The organism is Streptomyces sp. NPDC048248 (assembly GCF_043201875.1).
Lineage (GTDB): Bacteria > Actinomycetota > Actinomycetes > Streptomycetales > Streptomycetaceae > Streptomyces.
Genome location: NZ_JBICZL010000024.1, coordinates 17,992 through 39,403, shown reverse-complemented (window position 1 = coordinate 39,403; position 21,412 = coordinate 17,992). Strand labels below are relative to the sequence as shown.

The window sequence follows — 21,412 nt, the reverse complement described above, 5'->3', positions numbered from 1 at the left end:
ACCTGCGATGGTGAAGGGGGCGGACCGGACCGGCCCGCCCCGGACACTCCGTGTTCAGCCCTCGCGGGCGGCGGCGCACACCGCGGCGCAGATGCGCGCCACGTCGTGGTCGCCGGTGATGTACGGCGGCATCGTGTACAGCAGATCCCGGAACGGGCGCAGCCAGACGCCCTCCCGGACCGCCGCCCGGGTCGCGGCCGCCATGTCGACCTCGTGGTCCAGCTGGACCACGCCGATCGCGCCGAGCACACGGACGTCGCGTACGCCGGGCAGGTCCCGCGCGGCCGCCAGGCCGGTCCGCAGACCGCCCTCGATCCGCTTGACCTCCTGTGCCCAGTCCTGGGAAAGGAGCAGATCGATCGAGGCGTCGGCCACGGCCGCGGCGAGCGGGTTGCCCATGAAGGTGGGCCCGTGCGCCAGCACCGGCAGCTCGCCCTGCGAGATGCCCGCCGCGACGGCCGCGGTGCACAGCGTCGCCGCCAGTGTGAGATAACCGCCGGTCAGAGCCTTGCCGAGGCACATGACGTCGGGCGCGACCCCGGCATGCTCGGCGGCGAACAGCGCCCCGGTGCGGCCGAACCCGGTCGCGATCTCATCGAAGATGAGCAGCACGCCATGGTCGTCGCACGCCTCCCGCAGTACCCGCAGATACGCGGGGGAGTGGAAGGACATGCCGCCCGCGCCCTGCACCACGGGCTCGACGATCACCGCGGCGAGCTCGTCGGCGTGCCGGGCGATCAGCTCACGCAGCTGCGCCGCGTACGCCTCGTCGGGCGCGGCGTCGAAGCCGGGCGGGGGCGCGTCCGCGAAGATCTGGCGCGGCAGCACTCCCTGCCACAGCTCGTGCATCCCGCCCTCGGGATCGCAGACCGACATCGGCTGCCAGGTGTCGCCGTGGTAGCCGCCCCGCCAGGTCAGCAGCCGCTGCTTGCGCGGCTGTCCCAGTGACCTCCAGTACTGCAGGCACATCTTGACGGCGACCTCGACCGACACCGAACCGGAGTCGGCGAGGAAGACGTGCTGCAGCGGCTCGGGGGTGATGTCGACCAGGCGCTTCGCCAGCCGTACGGCGGGCTCGTGGGTGAGCCCGCCGAACATCACATGGCTCATCCGGTCCAGCTGGCAGCGCGCGGCGTCGTTGAGCACCGGGTGGTTGTAGCCGTGCACCGCCGACCACCAGGACGACATGCCGTCCACCAACTCGGTGCTGCCCTCGACCGGTTGGGCCAGCCGCAGGCGTACGCCGGACGCCGACTCGACGAGCAGCGGCTCGGCGCGGCCGGGCATCGGCCCGTACGGATGCCAGACATGCTGCCGGTCGAGCGCGAGCAGTGCGTCGGGGGTGAGCGGCTCAGGCATTGGGCGGGAGGTCGGTGCCGGCGCCGCGGCGGCGCACCGAGACCAGGTCCCGGCGGGTCTCGTCGACGGGTGCGGGCACGGTCGCGGTGGGCTCGGCGGCCGCGATGTCCTGGCCGGCCTCGGCCGGCGCCTCCGCCTCGGCGGACGCACGGTGCTCCGGCAGGGTGGTGGTGTCCGTTCCCTCGACCTCGAACCCGGCGTCCGCGATCATCGCGAGGTCGTCCTTGCCCGCCTGGCCCTCACTGGTCAGGTAGTCCCCGAGGAAGATGGAGTTGACCAGGTGCAGGGCGAGCGGCTGCATGCTGCGGAGGTGGACCTCGCGTCCGCCGGCCAGGCGTACCTCGACGTCCGGGCAGACGAATCGGACCATCGCGAGGATGCGCAGCGCGCGCTGGGGGGTGAGGTTCCACTCCTTGGCGAGCGGGGTGCCCTCGAACGGGATCAGGAAGTTGACGGGGACCGAGTCGGGGTCGAGGTCACGCAGCGCGTAGACGACGTCGACGAGGTCGGCGTCGCTCTCGCCCATCCCGGCGATCAGCCCGGAGCACGCCGACATGCCGGCCGCCTGGGCCTGCTGGACGGTGGAGACCCGGTCGGAGAAGTCGTGAGTGGTGCAGATATCGCCGTATGTGGCTTCCGAGGTATTGAGGTTGTGGTTGTACGCGTCGGCGCCGGCCTCGCGCAGCCGGCCGGCCTGACCGTCGGAGAGCAGCCCGAGACAGGCGCACACCTCGACGCCCTCGTTCTGCTCCTTGATGGCCGAGATGGTCTCCGAGACGCGGTCGACGTCCTTGTCGGTGGGCCCGCGGCCACTGGCCACCAGGCACACCCGCTTGGCGCCGCCGGCCACTCCGGCGGCGGCCGCCTTGGAGGCGTCGTCGGGCTTGAGCCAGGTGTACTTGAGGATCTCGGCCTTGGAGCCCAGGCGCTGCGAGCAGTACGAGCAGTCCTCGGGGCACAGGCCCGACTTGAGGTTGACGAGGTAGTTGAGCTTGACCCGCCGCCCGAACCACTGACGGCGTACCTTCCCGGCCGCGGCCACCACATCGAGCAGTTCGTCATCGGAGGTCGCCAGCACGGCGAGCGCCTCTTCGCGGGTCGGCAACTCGCGCCGCAGTCCCTTGTCCACCAGTGTGTTCAGCAGGTCCATGGCGTTGATCCTGACGTACGCCACCGCCCCCGGCCAAGGAGGATTCCCACAACGAGGGCCGATCGGGGTGTGTGTATCGCCACACCGTGTGCGGGCGGAACGACCGCTAACGTCTATCGACAGCCGACAATCGAGAAGGACGACGATGCCGCAGGATTCCGCGCCGCCGCTGCCGCGCAACGCCGTGCCGGCCGCACCCGCCGAGCCGCTGTCCGTCCCGGACCCGTGGCCGGCGGGCGGCGGGGCCTTCGACTGGATCGACGCGGCGCGCGACGAACGCCGCCGCGCCGGACTCGTGCGCACCCTGCGACCCCGCCCCGCCGAGTCCCCGCTGCTCGACCTGGCGAGCAACGACTACCTCGGGCTCGCCCGGCACCCCGAGATCACGGACGGCGCCGCTCGCGCGGCGCGGCTCTGGGGCGCCGGCGCCACCGGCTCCCGCCTGGTCACCGGCAGCACCGAGCTGCACGCCCGACTGGAGACGGAACTCGCCGATTTCTGCGGCTTCGAGGCGGCCTTGGTCCTTTCCTCCGGTTACGCCGCGAACCTCGCCGCCGTCACGGCCCTCAGCGGCCCCGGCGCCCTGCTCGTCTCCGACGCCGGCAACCACGCCTCCCTCATCGACGGCTGCCGACTCTCCCGCGCCCGCACCACCGTCGTCCCGCACGCCGACCCGCAGGCCGTGCGCGCCGCTCTGTCCGGCCACGACGGCAGAGCGCTGGCGATCACCGATTCGGTGTTCTCCGTCGACGGCGACGCCGCCCCGCTGCCGGGGCTCGCGGAGGCATGCCGGGCGTACGGCGCCGGCCTTCTCGTCGACGACGCCCACGGACTGGGAGTGCTGGGCGAGGGCGGCCGGGGCGCAGCGGCCGCGGCCGGGCTCGCGGGCGACGCCGATGTGGTCGCCTCGGTGACGCTCTCCAAGTCGCTCGGCTCCCAGGGAGGCGCGGTCCTCGGCCCTGCCCGGGTCATCGATCATCTGGTCAACACCGCCCGGTCGTTCATCTTCGACACCGGACTTGCGCCTGCGGCAGCCGGTGGCGCCCTCGCCGCCCTGCAGTTGCTGCGTCGCGAACCGCACCGCGCCGCCCGCGCCGGGCAGGTCGCCGCGGAGCTGCACGCCAGGCTCACCGCGGCCGGGCTCGCGGCCGTACGACCGGACGCCGCGGTGGTCTCCGTACGGGCCCCTTCGCCGGAACTGGCGGTCCGGTGGGCAGCCGACTGCCGCGCGGCCGGACTCGCGGTCGGCTGCTTCCGCCCGCCCTCCGTGCCCGACGGGATCTCGCGTCTCCGGCTCACCGCCCGTGCGGACCTGACGGACGCACAGATCACCGGCGCGGTCGACACGATCGTGGCGACCGCTCCGGTCGCCTGATCGAAGACCGGGCCCGACGCGCCGCAGCGATGTGAACCGCTCCGGGGTGCCGCCTTCCCGGGCGCGGCGGTGCGGCGCCCGAGCGGGGTGGGGCTTGCCGGCTCCGCCGCTGGTCGGCGACCGCCCGGTGGTCCGGACGCGGGTGTGCTGAAGACCCGTCATGTCGCTCAAATACGTTCTCACTTAGCAGAGTTCACTGCTTCGAGCGACAGATATATCCATATCTTGGTGGATCGCCCACTGCACCCCATCGCGGGTGGCAGGCTGTCGCAAGCAGCAGCCCGAGGCCCATCGGTATCCCGGTGGGCATCTCGGCTTCCCGGTCAGTGCGCCGGAGCCGGGCCTCGGTGGGAAGAAGGACGGCGTCGCGCATGGCAGACCACCAGGAATCCTCACTGACCCTGCCGAGCGACCCGGCCTCGGTCACCGCCGCCCGCAGATTCGTCCTCGGAGTGCTCGCCGAATGGGGAGTGCCCACCGACGCCGGGATCGCCGACTCCGTGCGCCTGATCGTCTCCGAACTGGCGACCAACGCCGTTCAGCACACCTTCGGCCAGTCGCCGACGTTCACCGTGGAGATGCGGCTGGAGCGCGACGAACGACTGCGCGTCGGTGTCACCGACAGCCATCCTCGCCGGCCGCGCCGTCTGCCGGCCGCGGTACAGCAGGACAACGGCCGCGGCATGGTCATCATCCGCTACCTCGCCGCGGAAGCGGGTGGTCGGCTCACGGTCGTGCCCACCGACTCCGGCGGCAAGACCGTGTGGATCAGCATGCCGTGGACGGTCGCCGTCGCCTGAGGGCCTGCCCCCTCAGGACGGCTAGGACGGCGGTGCGGCCTGCGCGGGAGCCCCCGAATGCCGGGTGAAGGCGCCGCGCAGCAACGCCCGCAAGGTGTCAGCGGCCGGGTCGCCGCCGCCGGTCCGACAGGCCACCGAGATCGTGCGCCGCAGGTCCGCCGGCTCCAGTCGGCGGACCCCCAGCGGAGTCACCGAACCGGCCGCCATCATCTCCGGCACCACCGCGACACCGAGGCCCGCGCTCACCAGCGCGCACACCACCGCATAGCTCGGCGACTCGCAGCGCACCGCGACGCTCGCCCCCGCCGCCACCAGAGCCGCCTCCACCTCGCGCCGGTTGGGGTTGGCCGGCGCCATGCTGACCAGCGGCTGCCCGGCCAGCTCGGCCAGTGGCAGCCGCCCGGCGGCGGACGACAGCGCATGGCCGGGCGCCGTGACGAGCACCAGCTCCTCGGTCAGCAGCGGCTCCAGGGCCACACCGTCCGGCGCCGGCATCGGATCGCCCGGCACATACGTGTGCGTCAGCGCCAGATCGACCTCGCCGAGCGCCACCGCCGCCATCCCCTGGGGCGGCAGATACTCCGTGACGCTCAGCTCCACGTCGGGGTGGGCGCGCCGGAAGGAGCTCAGCGCGGGCGGCAGCAGATGTGTGCCGGCCGTCATGAAGGTGCCGACCCGCAGCCGGCCGCCGGACAGTCCCGTCAGCCGGGCCAGCTCGTGCCGCGCCAGATCCAGTTCGTCCAGCACCCGACGGGCCCGTACGAGCAGCAGTTCGCCGGCCGCGGTCAGCCGCGCCCCGCGGTGATGGCGTACCAGCAGCGCCGCGCCCGCCTCCCGCTCCAGCTTGGCGAGCTGCTGGGAGAGGGCGGGCGCGGTATAGCCGAGGCGGGCGGCCGCCCGGGTGATCGAACCGGCTTCCGCCACCGCCACCAGTGCCGCCAGTCGCGTCGGGTCGTACATGAAGAACCTCTTAAGGCAGGCACAGAAGATTGCCAATACCTATTAAAGGCCCGGACGGGCGAAGCTGGCACCATGGACGGACAGCTGATCACTTTCACCGGCGTCGCCGCGGGCATGGTCGCGATGCCGGGCGCGGACTTCGCGGTCGTGGTGCGAAACTCACTCGCGTCGCGCCGGGCGGGGGTGGCGACCGCGGTCGGAGTCGCGGGCGGGCTGCTGGTGCACACCACGCTCGCGGTGGCCGGACTCGCGGCGGTGCTCGTCGCCGTGCCCGCGCTCTTCGAGTCCGTCCAGCTGCTCGGCGGCGGCTATCTGCTCTACCTGGGCGCCCGTGCGCTGGTGGCGGTCTTCCGCCACCCCGCCACGGCAGGCGAGGCGAGCGCGTCGGCGGACCCCGCTCAGCCTGAGGGCGCAGCCCAGGGCACGCCTGCACGCCCCGGCGCCGTGCGCAGCCTGCGCCAGGGCTTCCTGACGAACGCACTCAATCCCAAGGCGCCCGTGCTGTTCCTCAGCCTGCTTCCGCAGTTCGTTCCCGCGGGCGAACCGGCACTGCCCCGCACCCTGCTGCTCGCGACCATGGTCGTCGGCCTCGCGCTGGTGTGGTTCCCGGCCGTGGCACTGCTCGTCGACCGCCTCGGCCACTGGCTGCGCCGTCCGCGGGTCACGCGCGCCCTGGAGGCCGCCACGGGAGCGCTGCTGACCGCTCTGGGCGGCACTCTGCTCGTCGAGGTGGCGCTCGCCGCCTGACGGCGTCGCCCGGTCACCTGCCCGACGGCCACCGACAGTTGACCGTGTGTCGTGTATCGGCCGAGGTCAGCCCACCCGCCCATACCGGACGGCGCGGCTCCAGATCTTCTCCAGCCGCACCACCGCCCCTGCCTTGGGCGCGTGCCAGATCCTGCCGCGGCCCGCGTAGATACCGACGTGGTAGATGCCCCGTGAGGAGTGGAAGAAGACCAGGTCACCGGTTCTGCGGACGCCCGCGGGGACGCGCTCGGTGTGGCGATACTGCTCCGCGGCGGTGCGGGGCAGGACCTTCCCCGCACGCTTGAACGAATAGCGCGTCAGGCCCGAGCAGTCGAAGCGATAGGGCCCCTGGGCGCCGTACTGGTAGGGGGACCCCTGCTTCGAGGCGGCGATGCGCAACGCTTTCGTGGAGCGTTGTGCGGCCGCGGCGTCCTCGGTCGCCCCTGGTACCAGCGTCGTTCCTCCGACGGTGATCAGAGCCAGGGCGCAGATGATGCCGGCACGTACCGGCAGGTTCGTGACATTCCTGCGCACGTTCATGCGCAACCCTTCGTCAGCCGCCTGCGAAGGAAGACCTGTCGGGTTCGGGCAGGCGAAGATGCCCGGCCGTGCGTACGGCTTCACCCCAAGGGATCCGCGGCCGTGAAGGCCGGGGCCCCGTCGTGCTCGGGTCCTCCGCTCCTGCCGATCCAAGCAGCGTCGACCGGACATCCGGACGGCGGCAGGATTAGGCGCCCGCCCGAACCGCCCCGTCGCTGTGGCGGGGTCTTGTCGTCGAAGGGATCGTCACGCATCCACCCGCAGAATTCCGAGTTGAAAATGCCGTATGTGACATTCGCCACATACCGGCTAAATGGTGATTTGGGGTTATTTGTCGGGAGTGTCGTAAGAGTCGACGACGTCAGGACCAGGGGGAAAACGCCGAGCACCGCGGGAAGAGGGCGGTGCTCGGCGCAATTCGTCGTCTCCCCGCAAGAGGTGTCGGCGCTGAGCCGTACGTGCGAGCCGAGACCGGTACGTGTCGCGCCGAGCGGCATCCCTGGCGCGCCGCAAGAGGATTCGGCGGTCGCCGGAAGAGGGGTCTGCGAACGTCAGGAGAGGTCTGTTCGCGTCAAGAAGGCGGTGGCGGCGGCAAGGTGACGAGTCGTGCGCGCCGCTCGCCGTCCAGGACGCGCAGCGCCCGGGTGAGCGTTTCCTGATGCAGTTCGCTCTCCCCGCGCTGGTGCATCAGGGTGAGTGCTTCCCGCAGTTCGGCGCTCTTGCCGACCAGCGCCTGGGCGGCGCGCAGTCCGCCGTATGTGGACTCGCCGCGTGCCGGGTTGATGCGGCCCAGCAGGTCCACGACCTCCAGGTACCGGTCGATCAGCTCACCCTCGGCCCGCGTCAGCGCGGGCAGCGGAGGGAGTTCGGGTGGGAGCACGGTCGCTCACCGTGCGCCGAGAGAAGCGGACGACTGCTTGCGGTTGCGGGTGAGGGCGTCGATCAGGCCGTACTCCACGGCGGCGGGCGCGTCGAAGATCTTGTCGCGTTCGATGTCCGCGGCGATCCGCGCCCGAGGCTGCCCGGTGTGCCGCGCCAGCATCTCCTCCAGCAGGTCGCGGGTGCGCAGCAGCTCATCCGCCTGGATCCGGAGGTCGGCCGCCTGCCCCTGGACCGGCTCGCTGAACGCCGGCTGATGGATCAGCACCCGGGCGCCGGGCAGGGCGAGGCGCTTGCCCGGGGCGCCGGCGGCCAGCAGGACCGCGGCGGCGGAGGCGGCCTGCCCCAGGCACACGGTCTCGATGTCGCAGGAGACGAACCGCATCGTGTCGTAGATGGCGGTCATGGCGGTGAAGGAGCCGCCGGGGGAGTTGATGTAGAGCGAGATGTCCTGCTCCGGCGCTGCGTGTTCGAGGTGCATCAACTGCGCCATCACGTCGTTGGCGGAGGCGTCGTCGACCGGGGTGCCCAGGAAGACGATGCGTTCGCTGAGCAGCTTGGAGTACGGGTCGAGGGTGCGGGTTCCCGCGGAGGTGCGTTCGGTGAACTCCGGAAGGACATAGCGGGCCGTCGGTCGCAGCATGTCTGCTCCTTCTTCCGTTAAAAATGTACAGGACGTACATCCCGTTAGAATGGGAGCATGGCCTACGAAATTCCGGTGACGCAAGCCCGGGCAGAGCTCGCGGATCTGATCAACCGCGTCGTCTACGGCAGTGAGCGCGTGGTCGTCACACGCCACGGCAAGCCTCTGGTGGCGCTGGTATCGGCGGCTGACCTGCAGCTGCTCGAGGAATTGGGGAAGCGCGAGGAGGGCGCTGAGGAGGAGCAGGTGATCAGCACGGTCTCCACCGTGCGGCAGCTGCCGTCCGCTCCGGGCGAACGGCGGAGGTTCGGTATCGCGGCAGAACACCGCGACCCGGCCGCCGGGGATCGGCGGCCGGGTCGCGAGAGCTGACCGTTCAGTGCGGAGTGCGGGTCAGGAGCTGAGCTCCCAGAGGGCGTTGGCGATGGCGTCGCTGTTGGTGTCCAGCGCGGTGTCGTCGATGTTCTTCGTCGTGTCGCAGGAGGCGTGGTAGCAGGCGTCGAAGGCCTTGCCCGCCGTGCCGCCCCAAGCCTTCGCCTGCTCCTCGGTCTTGATGTAGTCGGCGCCCGAGAAGAGCCCGCCGACGGGGACGCCGGCGTCCTTGAAGGAAGCGTGGTCGGAGCGTCCGTCGCCCTCGGTCTCGATCTCGGTGGTGATGTTCTTGGTCGCGTACCAGTCCTTGAAGACCTTCTCCAGGCGGGGTTCGTCGTCATAGACGAAGTAGCCGGGGTTGGGCGAGCCGATCATGTCGAAGTTCAGATAGGAGTCGATCTTCGAGGTGTCGGCGCCGAGGCTGTCGACGTAGTTCTTGGAGCCGACCATGCCGTACTCCTCGGCGCCCCACCAGCCGAACCGCAGGTGCTTGGTGGGCTTGAGGCCCTCGCGGGAGACGGCGAGCGCGGTCTCCAGAATGCCGGCGGATCCGGACCCGTTGTCGTTGATGCCGGGCCCGTCCTCGACGGAGTCCAGGTGGGCGCCGGCCATGACGGTCTTGTCCTCGGCGCCGCCCGGCCAGTCGGCGATGAGGTTGTAGCCCTTGCTGCCGCTGTAGTCGAACTCCTGGACCTTGGTGGTGAAGCCGGCCGCGTCCAGCTTGCCCTTGATGTAGTCGATGGATGCCTTGTAGCCGGGCTGGCCGTGGGCGCGGTTGCCGCCGTTGGCGTCGGCTATGGACTGCAGCTTGTCAAGGTGTCCCTTGACGCCGGCTATCGGGATGTCCGGTGCGGCGAGCGGCTGGTTGTTGTCGGCCTGGGCCACGGCGGCGGTGCCCAGCAGGGCGGCCACGGCCGTGCAGGCGCCGGCGGCGATGACCACGCGGCGGGCAGGGCGAAGTGAGCGAATCACGGTGGGGCTCCGATACTGGTGTGGGGGGTGGTGCGGAGCGTGATTTGACGCGCACATGAGAATTGCGATCGTGTCCGGCCTCGTCAAGAGCGGATACCGGACAGTGACGTTCGCAGAGCGGGGCATGTCCGGATTGCGGGGACAGGTCCCCCCGGGTAGCCCGCACTCCCGCTCGCGCCCGGGAGGTGACGGCCCGTCGTGGGGCGGAATACGCCACCGCGCCGGCTCCGGGCCGCTGGAACGGGGATCGGGCCCGGCGCGGACGAGCTGTGATGGACGCCGTGTTACGGCGGGCGTAAGAAGAGGTGCACAGAGGACCCTGGATGTAACGCCGTTGAAATCCCGCCGAACTAGCCTCCGGTTGCGGAGGCGATTGATGGCCAGGCGCTGACAACCGGTTTGCTCCTCCTTTAACCACTGCGTGATACATCTATCGATACGGGTGTGCCCACGCCCGTGACCTGGGCAAACGCGTCCGGGCGGGAAGAATTGTGAGGTGAACCGTATGCAACTGACCCCGCATGAGCAGGAACGCCTGATGATCCATGTGGCGGCGGACGTGGCTGAAAAGCGACGGTCTCGGGGGTTGAAGCTGAACCATCCCGAAGCCATCGCGCTGCTGACCTCACACATCCTCGAAGGCGCGCGGGACGGTCGTACGGTCGCCCAGCTGATGTCCTCGGGACGCAAGGTGCTCGGCCGTGACGACGTCATGGAAGGGGTGCCCGAGATGATCCATGACGTGCAGGTCGAGGCCACCTTCCCGGACGGGACCAAGCTCGTCACCGTCCACGAGCCCATCAACTGACCGCGGGAGAACAGACGATGATCCCGGGACAGATCTTTCCCGCCGACGAGCCGGTCCGCCTCAACGAGGGCCTTCCCCGCACTCGCCTGACCGTCCTCAACGCCGCCGACCGCCCCGTCCAGGTCGGCTCCCACTACCACTTCGCCGAGGCCAATCCCGGCCTCGACTTCGACCGCGCGGCCGCGCACGGCAAGCGGCTGAACGTCGCGGCCGGCTCCGCCGTGCGCTTCGAGCCCGGCATCCCCACCGAAGTCGAACTCGTCCCCATCGGGGGCAAGCGGATCGTCGTGGGCCTGCGCGGCGAGACCGGAGGCACCCTCGGTGTGAGCGCCGTACAGGAGGCCGCCGAGCCGCAGTCCTCAGAAGGTCTACACCGTCGCCGAGTGGGCGGAGAAGCGAACGGAGCCAAAGGTGTCTGAGCTGACCCGCCAGGCGTACGCCGACCTCTTCGGCCCGACCGTCGGCGACCGCATCCGCCTCGCCGACACCGACCTGGTCATCGAGATCACCGAGGACCGCTCGGGCGGGCCCGGGCGCGCCGGCGACGAGGCGGTCTTCGGCGGCGGCAAGGTGATCCGCGAATCGATGGGGCAGTCCCGCGTCACCCGCGCCGAAGGCGCCCCCGACACGGTGATCACCGGCGCGGTCGTGCTGGACCACTGGGGCATCGTCAAGGCCGATGTCGGTATCCGCGACGGCCGGATCACCGCCCTGGGCAAGGCGGGCAACCCCGACACGATGGACGGGGTCCACCCCGACCTCGTCATCGGCCCGGAAACCGAGATCATCGCGGGCAACGGCAAGATCCTCACAGCCGGAGCCATCGACACCCACGTCCACTTCATCTGCCCCCAGCAGGTCGACGAGGCCCTGGCCTCGGGCGTCACCACCCTCGTCGGCGGCGGCACCGGGCCCGCCGAGGGCAGCAAGGCCACCACGATCACCCCCGGGGCCTGGCACATCGCCCGGCTCTTCGAGTCGATGGACTCCCTGCCCGTCAACGTCGGACTGCTCGGCAAGGGCAACACCACGTCCGTCGCCTCGATGCGCGACCAGCTGCGCGCCGGTGTCCTCGGCTTCAAGATCCACGAGGACTGGGGCGCGACCCCTGCCGTCCTCGACGCCTGCCTGGGCGTCTGCGAGGAGAGCGGCGCCCAGCTCGCGATCCACACCGACACGCTGAACGAGGCGGGCTTCCTCGGCGACACCCTCGCCGCCATCGCCGGCCGTTCGGTGCACGCGTTCCACGTCGAGGGCGCGGGCGGCGGCCACGCCCCCGACATGATCGCGATGGTCTCCGAGCCCAATGTGCTCGCCGCGTCCACCAACCCGACGCGACCGCACACCGTCAACACCGTCGAGGAGCACCTCGACATGCTGATGGTCTGTCACCACCTCAACCCCGCCGTCCCCGAGGACCTCGCCTTCGCCGAGTCCCGGATCCGGCCCTCCACCATCGCGGCCGAGGACATCCTGCACGACCTCGGCGCCATCTCGATCATGGCTTCGGACGCCCAGGCGATGGGCCGCATCGGCGAGGTCGTGCTGCGCACGTGGCAGAGCGCGCACGTCATGAAGCGGCGTAGGGGGAGCCTGCCGGGCGACGGCGGCGCCGACAACCACCGGGCCCGCAGATACGTCGCGAAGTACACCGTCAACGCCGCCGTCGCGCAGGGCATCGACCATGTCGTCGGCTCGATCGAGGACGGCAAGCTCGCCGACCTGGTCCTGTGGGACCCGGCGTTCTTCGGCGTCAAACCGCAACTCGTCATCAAGGGCGGCCAGATCGCTTACGCGCAGATGGGCGACGCCAACGCCTCCATCCCCACCCCGCAGCCGATCCTGCCCCGTCCGATGTTCGGCGCCACCGGCCGGGCCCCGGGCAGCAACTCGGTCAACTTCGTCTCCCAGCAGGCACTCGACGACGCGCTGCCCGAGCGGCTGCCGCTGGCGAAGTCCTTCGAGGCCATTCGCAGCACCCGAGGCGTCACCAAGGCGGACATGCGCAACAACGACGCCCTGCCACGGGTCCAGGTCGACCCGGACACCTTCACGGTGACCATCGACGGCGAGCCCGTCGACCCGACGCCGGCCGTCGAACTGCCCATGGCCCAGCGGTACTTCCTCTTCTGATGCGGTCGACCATGCCCCACCCGGAGGGCCGCCGATGAGCCGCGCGGCGCTGCTCGTCCTCGCCGACGGCCGGTTCCCCGCCGGTGGGCACGCCCACTCGGGCGGCGCCGAACCGGCCGTCACCGCGGGCCGGATCAAGGACGCCGCCGGCCTGGAGGCGTTCTGCCGAGGGCGGCTGCACACCGCGGGTCTGGTCGCCGCCGGTCTCGCCGCCGCGGCCGCCGACGGCGCCGATCCGCTCGCCCTGGACGACGCGGCCGATGCCCGTACGCCGGTGCCTGCGCTACGGCAGGTCGCCCGGCGCCTCGGCCGGCAGATGATGCGGGCCGCCCGCGCCACCTGGCCGAGCGCAGACCTCGATGCCCTCGCCGCGGCCCGGCCGCGCGGCGCGCACCAGCCGGTGGTACTCGGCCTCGCCGCCCGGTCCGCCGGCCTGGAACCGCTCGACGCGGCGTACGCCGTGGCCTACGAGAACGTCAGCGGACCGGCCACCGCGGCCGTCCGCCTGCTGAGCCTCGACCCGTTCGACGCCACCGCCGTCCTGGCCCGTCTCGCCGCCGACCTCGACCTGGTCGCGGCACGGGGCGCAGAAGCGGCACAGCGCGTCGCCCATGAGGGAGTCGATGCGCTGCCCGCCGCCTCCGCTCCGCTGCTCGACATCACCGCCGAACAGCACGCGGCCTGGCCGGTACGCCTCTTCGCCTCCTGACCCCACGCCCGCGCCCCGGGCCGCCCGGCCCGTGGCCGCACGAACCCTCCGGAGTGACCATGCATCTCGACCACCAGGACACCTTCCCCCAGCGCCACACCTACAGCGCCGCGAGCACCCGCCGCCCCGACGGCACGCGCCGCGCACTGCGGCTGGGACTGGGGGGACCGGTCGGCACCGGCAAGACGGCGACCGTGGCGGCGCTCTGCCGGGAGCTGCGTGACGAGCTTTCCATCGCCGTCGTCACCAACGACATCTACACCCGTGAGGACGCCGAATTCCTGCTCCGCGAGGCGGTCCTGCCCGCCGAGCGGATCACCGCCGTGGAGACCGGCGCCTGCCCGCACACCGCCATCCGCGACGACATCTCCGCCAACCTCGAAGCCGTCGAGGACCTGGAGGAGGAGGTGGGCCCGCTGGATCTGGTCCTGGTCGAATCCGGCGGCGACAACCTCACCGCGACCTTCTCCAAGGGCCTGGTCGACGCGCAGATCTTCGTCATCGACGTCGCGGGCGGCGACGACATCCCCCGCAAGGGCGGCCCCGGCGTCACCACCGCCGACCTGCTCGTCATCAACAAGACCGACCTCGCGCCCTACGTCGGTGTCGACCTGGAAGGGATGGCGCGGGACGCGAAGGCGCAGCGCGGCGAACTGCCGGTCGCGTTCACCGCCCTGAAGACGCCGAACGGCGTCAAGCCGGTGGCGGACTGGGTCCGCGAGCGCCTGGCGGACTGGACCGCGGGACCGGTATGAGCCTCGTGACCCCCGGCCACACCGATACGCAGGCCGCCACCGCGGTGACGGGTCTGCGTGCCACTGCCCGTATCACCGCCCGCCCCGACGCGCGGGGCACCACCCGCCTGCCCGTCCTGGACGGCGCGGGCCCGTTCGCGCTGCGCCGCATCCGTGCGCACGGCGATCAGGCCAGGGTGTGCGTGGTGGGCGCGATGAGCGCACCGCTCGGCGGAGACCGGCTGGGCATCGAGGTGGTGGCCGAGGCGGGCACCGCCCTGCAGCTGACGACCGCCGCGGCCACCGTCGCGCTGCCCGGCCGCACCGCGGGGCACGCCACCTACGACGTTCGGCTGACGGTGGGGGAGGGGGCGCGGCTGGACTGGCTTCCCGAGCCGCTGATCTCCGCCGAGGGCAGCGAACTGCGGATGACCACGACCGTCGAACTCGCCCCCACCGCACGACTCGTCCTCCGAGAGGAACAGGTCCTCGGGCGCAGCGGCGAGCGACCGGGTGCACTGTGCAGCAGGCTGACGATCCGCCGTGCCGGGCGCACGCTGCTGGACCAGGAGACCGCGTACGGGCCCGGAGCCCCGGGCTGGGACACGTCGGCGGTGCTGGACGGCAATCGCGCCGTCGGTCAACTGCTGGTCGTGGCACCGGAGTTCGACGACAAGCCCATCGAGGTGCGGCTGCTGGGGGATGCGGCGGGCGGCGGGCAGGGCGCCGGACAGGGCGTGCTGGTCCCGCTCGCCGGTCCGGCGGCGCTCGCCACCGCCGTCGCCCCCGACGCGCTGCTGCTGCGGCGCCTGCTGGACGAGGCCGCCGGGAGCGTCACGGCGGGGTGAGGGCGCCGGCCAGGCGCCCTCACCCCGGTCACACCTCCAGGTCGTTCTCCAGCCGGGCGAGCCGGTGCCGGGCCAGAGCCAGGTTGGCGCGCTTGCGGTCCAGGACCAGGTAGAGGAAGAGACCGTTGCCGCCCTTGCCGGTGACCGGGCGGATGAGGTGGTACTGCGAGGTCAGCGTGATGAGCATGTCCTCGATGGCGCCCTGGAGTTCGAGCATTTCCATGGTGCGGAGCTTGGCGCGGACCACATCGGTGTTCCCGGCGGCGGCGACGTTGAGGTCGAAGGTCGCATTGTCTCCGAGCGTGGCGAGCGCCATTCCGCTCGTGTAGTCGACCAGGGCGACGCCGATGGCGCCCTCGATGTTCGACATCGCGTCGGCGAGTGCGGATTCCATCTGAGCCATGACTGTTCGGACCTTTCGGTGGGTTGCGGATGTCCCGGCGGATGCGCGGGAACGCGGGTGTCGCAAGGAGACGGGTGTCACCGCCGTGGCGCGGTGTCCACGAGGGCGCCGATGCGTGCGGCGGCCCTGCGGGCCTGGAGGTGCAGTCGGCCTACGTTGGTGTCCGGGCCGGCCACAGCGGTGAGGACCGCGCTGCTCCCCGCCGAGTAGGCCGCGATGTAACCGCTGGTGCCGCGGGTGAGGGACTCCTCGAACGGCCCCTGCCCGGTCGCCTCGGTGAGGCGCTTGGCGACCCCGATGGCGGCGGCGGTGAGCGCGGCGAGGCCGTCCGGCTCGATGTCGCGAAGGTCGTGGGCGATGACCATGCCGTCCGCGCTGGCCACCATTCCGCCTTGGAAATGGCGTATCTGATCCCGTAACCCGTGCAGTTCGTCCCGTATGAGGGGCTCGATCGTCATCAGTCTCCTTTTCACCGCACGTCTTCTGAGTGCGTGCTTCATGGCCGGGGGCCGCAGGGGGTCACAGGTTTTCCTCCAACGCCGTGCGCAGTCGGACAAGGAGGGCAATATCCGGGTCGGCGGTCTCGGGAAGGCGCGGAACCGGTGGTTGCCAGGTCGGGGTACGGGCCGCTCCGGCGACGGGCGCCGGGTTGTCGTCCAGGCAGGCGCCGGGGCGCCTGCGGGGCAGTGCCTGCGGCGCGTCGGGTACGAGGACCAGGCCGGCGGCGGCGAGCCGGCGGACGTCGAGCAGCGTAACGAACGCCGATCGGCCCAGTGCCAGAGCGAGTTCGTGCGGGGTGCGCCGGCCGTCGGCGTGGGCGAGCAGCCGGCGTTGTCGGCCGGTGGGACGCATGGTGACGGGCCGGGCCGGAGCGTCCAGCGGCACGACGGGGGAGGTGTCGACCGCCGCCCACGGGGCCAGCCGTCCGAGCAGCGCGTGGCGGCGTGCCGTCGCCTGCTGGAGGGCGGCGGCGCCGACGCGGCGGACGACGCCCAGCCAGTGTCCGGCGCCGGGAGTGAAGGACACGTCGTCCGCCATCAGCAGGGGCAGGGCGAAGAAGGCGGCGTCCAGGAGGGCGCCGAGATGGCAGATCTCCAGTTCGCCCTGGGTCAGCAGCCCGGCGTCGACGAGGTGGCGGCCACCGGTGTGCTGTGCGCCCGCGGCGTCGCGGGCGTCCTGCCAGCGTTCCGGCGGCACCTTGCCGGCGGCGGCGAGCCGGGCCCCGAGTCCGGGGGCGGTGGCGCTCTCGACGCAGGCGACGGCGCCGTCGACGAGGTAGAAGCAACCGCTCGGGCCGCGCAGGGCGCCGGTCGCGCCTTCGGCTGCCAGCTGATCGAGCGGGCCGGCCGACGCGGGCGGGCGGGGTATGGGCAGGCCCATGGCTGGTTCCCTCACCGTTGGTGCTGTGTGACGCCGTACGGGCCGCGCGGCGACGGCTGCCCGTACGGGGGCGCTGTGCGGGCGGTGCGCGCTCCGGGCACGGGGCGTCAGTCGGCCACCAGCCCGGCCGCCAGATCGCGCAGTCGTAACCGGGCGACGGCGAGATTGGCCTGTGCGCGGTCCAGCCAGAGGTAGAGATAGGTCTGGCTGTCGAAGGCCGGGTGGACGAAGCGGATGAGGTGGTAGCTGTCCGCCGTGGTGATGATGAGGTCCTCCAAGGGCGACCCGTCCGTGCCCGCGGTGTCGAACGTGGCGTTGCGCGCCACGGCCTGGACCACCTCGGCGGTGTCCGCCGCGGCTGCGTCGTGATCGGCGTGCGGCCCCCGTCCGGCCGTGCCGAGCGTCAGGCCGCTGGTCCAGTCGATCAGTCCGGCGCCCTGCACTCCTGGCACCTCCATCGCAGTGGCCAACACCTGATCGATACCCGGCACTTGGGACTCCTTCGGGCATACGCGCGGACGGGGCAGCTCGGGCAGGGCGGGTCGCACGGGACCGCCTGCGCCGAGGGAAGACGCCGAAGCCCTCCCCTGTGCGGTGTGTGGGAGAGCCTGCACGGAAGGTTACTGAAATCCATGCGGCTGGCACATGCCTGAGGAGCATGTGTACGGCAATTGACGAGTTATCGCCCCTCGGCGGCCCGTTGTCACCCGGTATGGGCGTCTGCGGCGTCTCGGGCGTAACGGCCCGGCGGCACGGTAACGGGAGGAATCCTCCTGCCGTTCGGGGGTCTGACCTCGCACAGCCCTTCGACAACCGAGAAAATCCTACGGGTTGGTAAAGAAACCGCGATCAAACCTATTCAGGAAGGGACAGGAAGAGACAGGATCCTTCTGTAGCTCAGTGATCACCTCCGCCGCAACGGCGCACCATGCAGGGGGAACCACCACGTGAGAAGAACAGCAGCGCTCGGCGCCGCCGGCACCCTGGTGACCGGCACGCTCATCGCCGGAGCGATAGTCGCCACGCCCGCCACCGCGGGCGGGCACCACCCCGGCGGTTCGGCCGAAGCGCGCGGCGTGCAGACCGCCGCCGCACAGGCGGCCAAGAAGGGCATCGACTGGAAGGACTGTCCCGCCGATTGGGGCCTGAAAGCCCCCATCCAGTGCGGGTACGTCACCGTGCCCGTGGATTACGCCAAGCCCAACGGACGCACGATCGACATCGCCGTCGACCGGGCCGTGAGCACCGGCAGCGACAAGGAGCGACAGGGCTCCCTCCTCTACAACCCCGGCGGCCCCGGCGGTTCGGGCATGAAGTTCCCGACCCGGATCACCACCAAGAGCGCCCTGTGGGCCAAGACCGCGAAGGCGTACGACTTCGTGGGCTTCGACCCCCGGGGCGTCGGCCATTCCGCCCCGATCTCCTGCGAGGACCCGCAGGAGTTCGTCAAGGCCCCCAAGGCCGACCCGGTGCCGGACAGTGAGGCGGACAAGAGCGCCCAGCGCAAGCTCGCCAAGGAGTACGCCGACGGCTGCGCCGAGCGCAGCGGCGACCTCCTGCCGTACATGACGACGCCCAACACCGCCCGCGACCTGGACGTGATCCGCGCGGCGCTCGGTGAGAAGAAGCTCAACTTCCTCGGCGTCTCCTACGGCACCTACCTCGGCGCCGTCTACGCGACGCTCTTCCCCGACCACGTGCGCCGGATGCTCGTCGACAGCGTCGTCAACCCCTCGCGCTCGAAGATCTGGTACGAGGCCAACCTCGACCAGGACGTCGCCTTCGAGACCCGCTGGGGCGACTGGAAGGAGTGGGTCGCCAAGAACGACAAGACCTACCACATCGGCAACACGCCGAAGAAGGTCCAGGCGGCGTGGGACAAGCTCCGCGCGACCGCCAAGAAGAGCCCGGTAGGCGGCGTCGTCGGACCCGCGGAACTGACCGGCTTCTTCCAGAACGCGCCGTACTACGACTCCATGTGGGCCCCGGTCGCCGAGGCGTGGAGCGCCTACCTCGACGGCAACGAGAAGCCGCTGATCGAGAACGCCGGTCCGGACCTCGCGGACAAGGCCGGCAACATCGCCTCCGAGAACGGCAACGCCGTTTACACCGCCGTCGAGTGCACCGACGCCAAGTGGCCCACCAGCTGGCAGAAGTGGGACCGCGACAACACCCGCGTGCACGCCAAGGCACCGTTCATGACCTGGTCGAACGCCTGGATGAACCTGCCCTGCGCCACCTGGCCCGCCAAGCAGCAGCGCCCCGTCGACGTCACGTCCGGCAAGGGCCTGCCCAACGTCCTGATCGTGCAGAGCACCCGTGACGCCGCCACGCCCTACGGCGGCGCCGTCGAGCTGCACAAGCGGCTCAAGGGCTCCCGCCTGATCACCGAGCGGGACGCCGGATCGCACGGTGTCACCGGTCAGGTCAACCCCTGCATCAACGACCGGGTCGATTCCTACTTCCTGACGGGCAAGGTCGACGCCGCGGATGTGACGTGCGCCCCGCACGCCACGCCCAAGCCGACCACCTCGCCGGTCAAGACCGCCACCAACCTCGTCTCCGACCTGCTGACTCCCTGAGCGGACCGATGGCACACCGGGCCGGGGCGCCTGCGCCCTGAGCCCGCTGCCTCGACGCCGGAGCTGTCCGCAACGCGTACGGGCGGCCGGGATCCCTCCCGGCCGCCCGTACGGGCGTTCCCGCCGGTTCAGGCCGCGAACATCCTGGTGAACGCGGCCCGGGTGGGGGAGTCCTCCCGGCGGTCCAGCACAGCGAACACCACGCGGTCGAACCGGCCGGCGAACCGGCCGCCGTCCAGCAGATGCGTCGCGAACGCCCGCGCCACCTCGGCCGGTTCATTGCGGAAGACGCCGCAACCCCAGGCGCCGAGCACCAGATGACGGTGTCCGCCCACGGCGGCCACCTCCAGCACACGTTCCGCGCGTGCCGTCAGCGCGGCGGCCACCAGGTCCCTCTCGTCCGGCCGCTGCCGGGCGATGACTCCGGCATTCGGTGCGGCGGCCGTCAAGAAGCCCGCCTCGTACGGCACTTCGCGCAAATTCCCCCGGTCGTCGCGGAAGACGGGCACACCGGGGGAGAGGATCACCCGGTCGCTGTAGAACGGGCTCGGGGCGGCGCGATGCGCGGCGTAGAACTCCGGTGCCTCGCGCACACACGAATACAGCGCGGAACCACGGCACAGCGCCTCCTCCTGGGCCTGCGCACCGTTGAGATAGCCACCGCCCGGATTGCGCGCCGAGGCGAAGTTCAGCACCGCGGGCGGGCCGTCGCCGTCCGCGGCCAGCCGGCCGCCGGCGGTGAGACTGCCTTCCCCCGTCACCTCGAACACGGTCCGCCCCGCCGGGGCGGCCTCTGCGGTGGCGACATCGACGGGGCCCGGCCCGTGGAGCCGGGTGCCCGCACGCGCCCGTTCCACCGACGCCGCGATCTCCACGAGCCGCCCGCTCGGGGCGCGATACGCCCCTGCCGCCACGATCCGCTCAGTCTCCTGCGCCATCCCGCGCAGCCGGGCGCTCATCGTGGGCACCCCCGTATGCGATCTTTCATGGCGATCAAGGTACGGGCCTGCGGTGTGCCCCGCGAGGGGATATCGCGGCCCCCGCCGTCGGTCAGCTCTTGTGCCCGCGCCGTCCGTGGCCGCGCGCCTTCGCCTCGGCCCTCGCCTTGGCCTGCGCCTCGGCCTTCGCCTCGCCGGCGTACGTGTCGACGTACTCCTGGCCGGAGAGGGCGAGGATCGCGTACATGATCTCGTCGGTGACCGTGCGCAGCGCGGTGCGCTCGTCCGCCAAACCTGCGAACCGGGAGAAGTCCAGCGGTGCGCCGAAGCGGATGGTGATCCGCATCGCGCGCGGCAGCCGCCGCCCCGTCGGCTGCGCCTCGAACGTGCCGATCATCGCGCACGGCACCACCGGCACCCCTGCCTTGAGGGCCATCGCGGCGACTCCGGTGCGTCCCTTGTAGAGCCGGCCGTCGTGCGAGCGGGTGCCTTCCGGGTAGATGCCCAGCAGCCGGCCCTTGCGCAGGACGGCGAGACCCGACGTGAGGGCGGCCTCCGATGCCCGGCCGCCGGACCGGTCCACCGGGATCTGCCCGACGCCCCGGAAGAAGGCCGCGGTCAGCCGCCCTTTCAGTCCGGGGCCGGTGAAGTACTCGGCCTTCGCCAGGAAGGTGATCCGCCGCGGCACGATCGCCGGCATCACGAAGTGATCGGCGAACGACAGATGATTACCCGCGATGATCGCCGCGCCCTCATCCGGCACATGCTCGAGCCCCTCGATCCGCGGCCGGAAGAACAGCCGCAACAAGGGCCCTAGGAGTACGTACTTGAGTACCTGGTAGAACACGGAGCTCTCCTTACTCGCCCGGATCGGCTCAACGGCGGCGTTTATCCAGGTCAGCTGGGTGCGCGAGGGGGAAGTGTACGTGGCGGTGCGGACAGGGGTAACCACCCTCGACGGGACTGATGTCCGCGCGGGCCCGTCATGATGACGGCCCGTCAGCTACGGCCCGGTCCCTCGCTCCGGGATGACGGCCGTCATCGAGTCCCCGCCGCTGCCACGTCTCATTCCGACACCCC

Annotated in this window: 23 protein-coding genes, 1 pseudogene and 1 riboswitch; of the genes and pseudogenes, 11 read left to right on the top strand and 13 right to left on the bottom strand. The window is 71.3% G+C overall.

All coding sequences use genetic code 11. The features are described from left to right. Positions 1-54: 54 nt before the first annotated feature. Both ACGFZW_RS34535 and bioB read right to left on the bottom strand, forming a co-directional pair. Positions 55-1,359, bottom strand: coding sequence for an adenosylmethionine--8-amino-7-oxononanoate transaminase (locus ACGFZW_RS34535; protein WP_393897264.1), 1,305 nt, complete (start codon positions 1,357-1,359; stop codon positions 55-57). Then, positions 1,352-2,509, bottom strand: coding sequence for a biotin synthase BioB (gene bioB / locus ACGFZW_RS34530; RefSeq protein WP_393897263.1), 1,158 nt, complete (start codon positions 2,507-2,509; stop codon positions 1,352-1,354). Before bioB ends, ACGFZW_RS34535 begins: the two co-directional genes overlap by 8 nt. A 145-nt stretch (positions 2,510-2,654) precedes the next feature. Here bioB and ACGFZW_RS34525 point away from each other — a divergent pair, with 145 nt between their 5' ends. Both ACGFZW_RS34525 and ACGFZW_RS34520 read left to right on the top strand, forming a co-directional pair. Then, positions 2,655-3,884 carry an 8-amino-7-oxononanoate synthase gene (locus tag ACGFZW_RS34525; protein WP_393897262.1) on the top strand — a complete coding sequence of 410 codons (1,230 nt, stop codon included), beginning with the start codon at positions 2,655-2,657 and terminating at the stop codon, positions 3,882-3,884. 371 nt (positions 3,885-4,255) lie between these two features. Then, positions 4,256-4,684 (top strand): ATP-binding protein, encoded by a 429-nt coding sequence (locus ACGFZW_RS34520; protein WP_393897261.1) that lies wholly within the window; start codon positions 4,256-4,258, stop codon positions 4,682-4,684. Between the two features lie 21 nt (positions 4,685-4,705). Here ACGFZW_RS34520 and ACGFZW_RS34515 read toward each other — a convergent pair whose 3' ends face one another. Then, positions 4,706-5,644 carry a LysR family transcriptional regulator gene (locus ACGFZW_RS34515; RefSeq protein WP_393897260.1) on the bottom strand — a complete coding sequence of 313 codons (939 nt, stop codon included), beginning with the start codon at positions 5,642-5,644 and terminating at the stop codon, positions 4,706-4,708. A 72-nt stretch (positions 5,645-5,716) separates the two neighbouring features. On the opposite strand from ACGFZW_RS34515, the gene ACGFZW_RS34510 reads away from it, so the two are divergent. Beyond that, positions 5,717-6,391, top strand: coding sequence for a LysE family translocator (locus tag ACGFZW_RS34510; RefSeq protein WP_393897259.1), 675 nt, complete (start codon positions 5,717-5,719; stop codon positions 6,389-6,391). Positions 6,392-6,457: 66 nt separating this feature from the next. Here the strand turns inward: ACGFZW_RS34510 and ACGFZW_RS34505 are convergent, their stop codons facing one another. From ACGFZW_RS34505 to ACGFZW_RS34495, 3 genes are all read right to left on the bottom strand, one after another. Then, positions 6,458-6,931, bottom strand: a complete 474-nt coding sequence (locus ACGFZW_RS34505) for a C40 family peptidase (protein WP_393897258.1) — start codon at positions 6,929-6,931, stop codon at positions 6,458-6,460. 3 nt (positions 6,932-6,934) lie between these two features. Next, a riboswitch (cyclic di-AMP (ydaO/yuaA leader) is annotated at positions 6,935-7,100 on the bottom strand. 402 nt (positions 7,101-7,502) lie between these two features. Further along, positions 7,503-7,811, bottom strand: coding sequence for a hypothetical protein (locus ACGFZW_RS34500; RefSeq protein ID WP_393897257.1), 309 nt, complete (start codon positions 7,809-7,811; stop codon positions 7,503-7,505). 6 nt (positions 7,812-7,817) lie between these two features. After that, positions 7,818-8,453, bottom strand: a complete 636-nt coding sequence (locus ACGFZW_RS34495) for an ATP-dependent Clp protease proteolytic subunit (RefSeq protein WP_393897256.1) — start codon at positions 8,451-8,453, stop codon at positions 7,818-7,820. A 57-nt stretch (positions 8,454-8,510) separates the two neighbouring features. On the opposite strand from ACGFZW_RS34495, the gene ACGFZW_RS34490 reads away from it, so the two are divergent. Then, complete coding sequence (locus ACGFZW_RS34490) at positions 8,511-8,825, top strand: type II toxin-antitoxin system Phd/YefM family antitoxin (protein ID WP_393897255.1); 315 nt, start codon at positions 8,511-8,513, stop codon at positions 8,823-8,825. A 21-nt stretch (positions 8,826-8,846) separates the two neighbouring features. Here ACGFZW_RS34490 and ACGFZW_RS34485 read toward each other — a convergent pair whose 3' ends face one another. Then, positions 8,847-9,797, bottom strand: a complete 951-nt coding sequence (locus ACGFZW_RS34485; RefSeq protein WP_393897254.1) for a M28 family metallopeptidase — start codon at positions 9,795-9,797, stop codon at positions 8,847-8,849. Between the two features lie 505 nt (positions 9,798-10,302). Here ACGFZW_RS34485 and ACGFZW_RS34480 point away from each other — a divergent pair. From ACGFZW_RS34480 to ACGFZW_RS34455, 6 genes and pseudogenes are all read left to right on the top strand, one after another. After that, positions 10,303-10,605, top strand: a complete 303-nt coding sequence (locus ACGFZW_RS34480; protein WP_393897305.1) for an urease subunit gamma — start codon at positions 10,303-10,305, stop codon at positions 10,603-10,605. Positions 10,606-10,622: 17 nt separating this feature from the next. Continuing rightward, positions 10,623-10,925 (top strand): annotated as a pseudogene (locus ACGFZW_RS34475) (urease subunit beta); the annotation flags it as partial. A 91-nt stretch (positions 10,926-11,016) separates the two neighbouring features. Next, positions 11,017-12,738, top strand: a complete 1,722-nt coding sequence (locus tag ACGFZW_RS34470) for an urease subunit alpha (protein WP_393897253.1) — start codon at positions 11,017-11,019, stop codon at positions 12,736-12,738. Between the two features lie 34 nt (positions 12,739-12,772). Beyond that, positions 12,773-13,447, top strand: coding sequence for an urease accessory protein UreF (locus ACGFZW_RS34465; protein WP_393897252.1), 675 nt, complete (start codon positions 12,773-12,775; stop codon positions 13,445-13,447). A gap of 59 nt (positions 13,448-13,506) precedes the next feature. Further along, entirely contained in the window at positions 13,507-14,202 is a 696-nt protein-coding gene (ureG, locus tag ACGFZW_RS34460) for an urease accessory protein UreG (RefSeq protein WP_393897251.1), read from the top strand. Continuing rightward, positions 14,199-15,029: an urease accessory protein UreD gene (locus ACGFZW_RS34455; protein ID WP_393897250.1), complete on the top strand. Its 831-nt coding sequence runs from the start codon at positions 14,199-14,201 to the stop codon at positions 15,027-15,029. Before ureG ends, ACGFZW_RS34455 begins: the two co-directional genes overlap by 4 nt. A gap of 28 nt (positions 15,030-15,057) precedes the next feature. Here ACGFZW_RS34455 and ACGFZW_RS34450 read toward each other — a convergent pair whose 3' ends face one another. From ACGFZW_RS34450 to ACGFZW_RS34435, 4 genes are all read right to left on the bottom strand, one after another. Further along, on the bottom strand, positions 15,058-15,432 hold the full coding sequence (locus ACGFZW_RS34450; RefSeq protein ID WP_393897249.1) for a hypothetical protein: 375 nt from the start codon (positions 15,430-15,432) through the stop codon (positions 15,058-15,060). A 77-nt stretch (positions 15,433-15,509) separates the two neighbouring features. Then, positions 15,510-15,890: a roadblock/LC7 domain-containing protein gene (locus ACGFZW_RS34445; RefSeq protein WP_393897248.1), complete on the bottom strand. Its 381-nt coding sequence runs from the start codon at positions 15,888-15,890 to the stop codon at positions 15,510-15,512. A 61-nt stretch (positions 15,891-15,951) separates the two neighbouring features. After that, on the bottom strand, positions 15,952-16,812 hold the full coding sequence (locus tag ACGFZW_RS34440; RefSeq protein WP_393897247.1) for a hypothetical protein: 861 nt from the start codon (positions 16,810-16,812) through the stop codon (positions 15,952-15,954). Positions 16,813-16,919: 107 nt separating this feature from the next. Next, positions 16,920-17,303: a hypothetical protein gene (locus ACGFZW_RS34435; protein ID WP_393897246.1), complete on the bottom strand. Its 384-nt coding sequence runs from the start codon at positions 17,301-17,303 to the stop codon at positions 16,920-16,922. A 456-nt stretch (positions 17,304-17,759) separates the two neighbouring features. Here ACGFZW_RS34435 and ACGFZW_RS34430 point away from each other — a divergent pair, with 456 nt between their 5' ends. After that, positions 17,760-19,394 carry an alpha/beta hydrolase gene (locus ACGFZW_RS34430; RefSeq protein ID WP_393897245.1) on the top strand — a complete coding sequence of 545 codons (1,635 nt, stop codon included), beginning with the start codon at positions 17,760-17,762 and terminating at the stop codon, positions 19,392-19,394. Between the two features lie 128 nt (positions 19,395-19,522). On the opposite strand, the gene ACGFZW_RS34425 is transcribed toward ACGFZW_RS34430, so the two are convergent. Both ACGFZW_RS34425 and ACGFZW_RS34420 read right to left on the bottom strand, forming a co-directional pair. Next, a complete protein-coding gene (locus ACGFZW_RS34425; protein ID WP_393897304.1) occupies positions 19,523-20,353 on the bottom strand; it encodes a TIGR02452 family protein in 831 nt (276 codons plus the stop codon). Between the two features lie 91 nt (positions 20,354-20,444). Beyond that, positions 20,445-21,179, bottom strand: coding sequence for a lysophospholipid acyltransferase family protein (locus ACGFZW_RS34420; protein WP_393897244.1), 735 nt, complete (start codon positions 21,177-21,179; stop codon positions 20,445-20,447). Positions 21,180-21,412 lie beyond the last annotated feature (233 nt).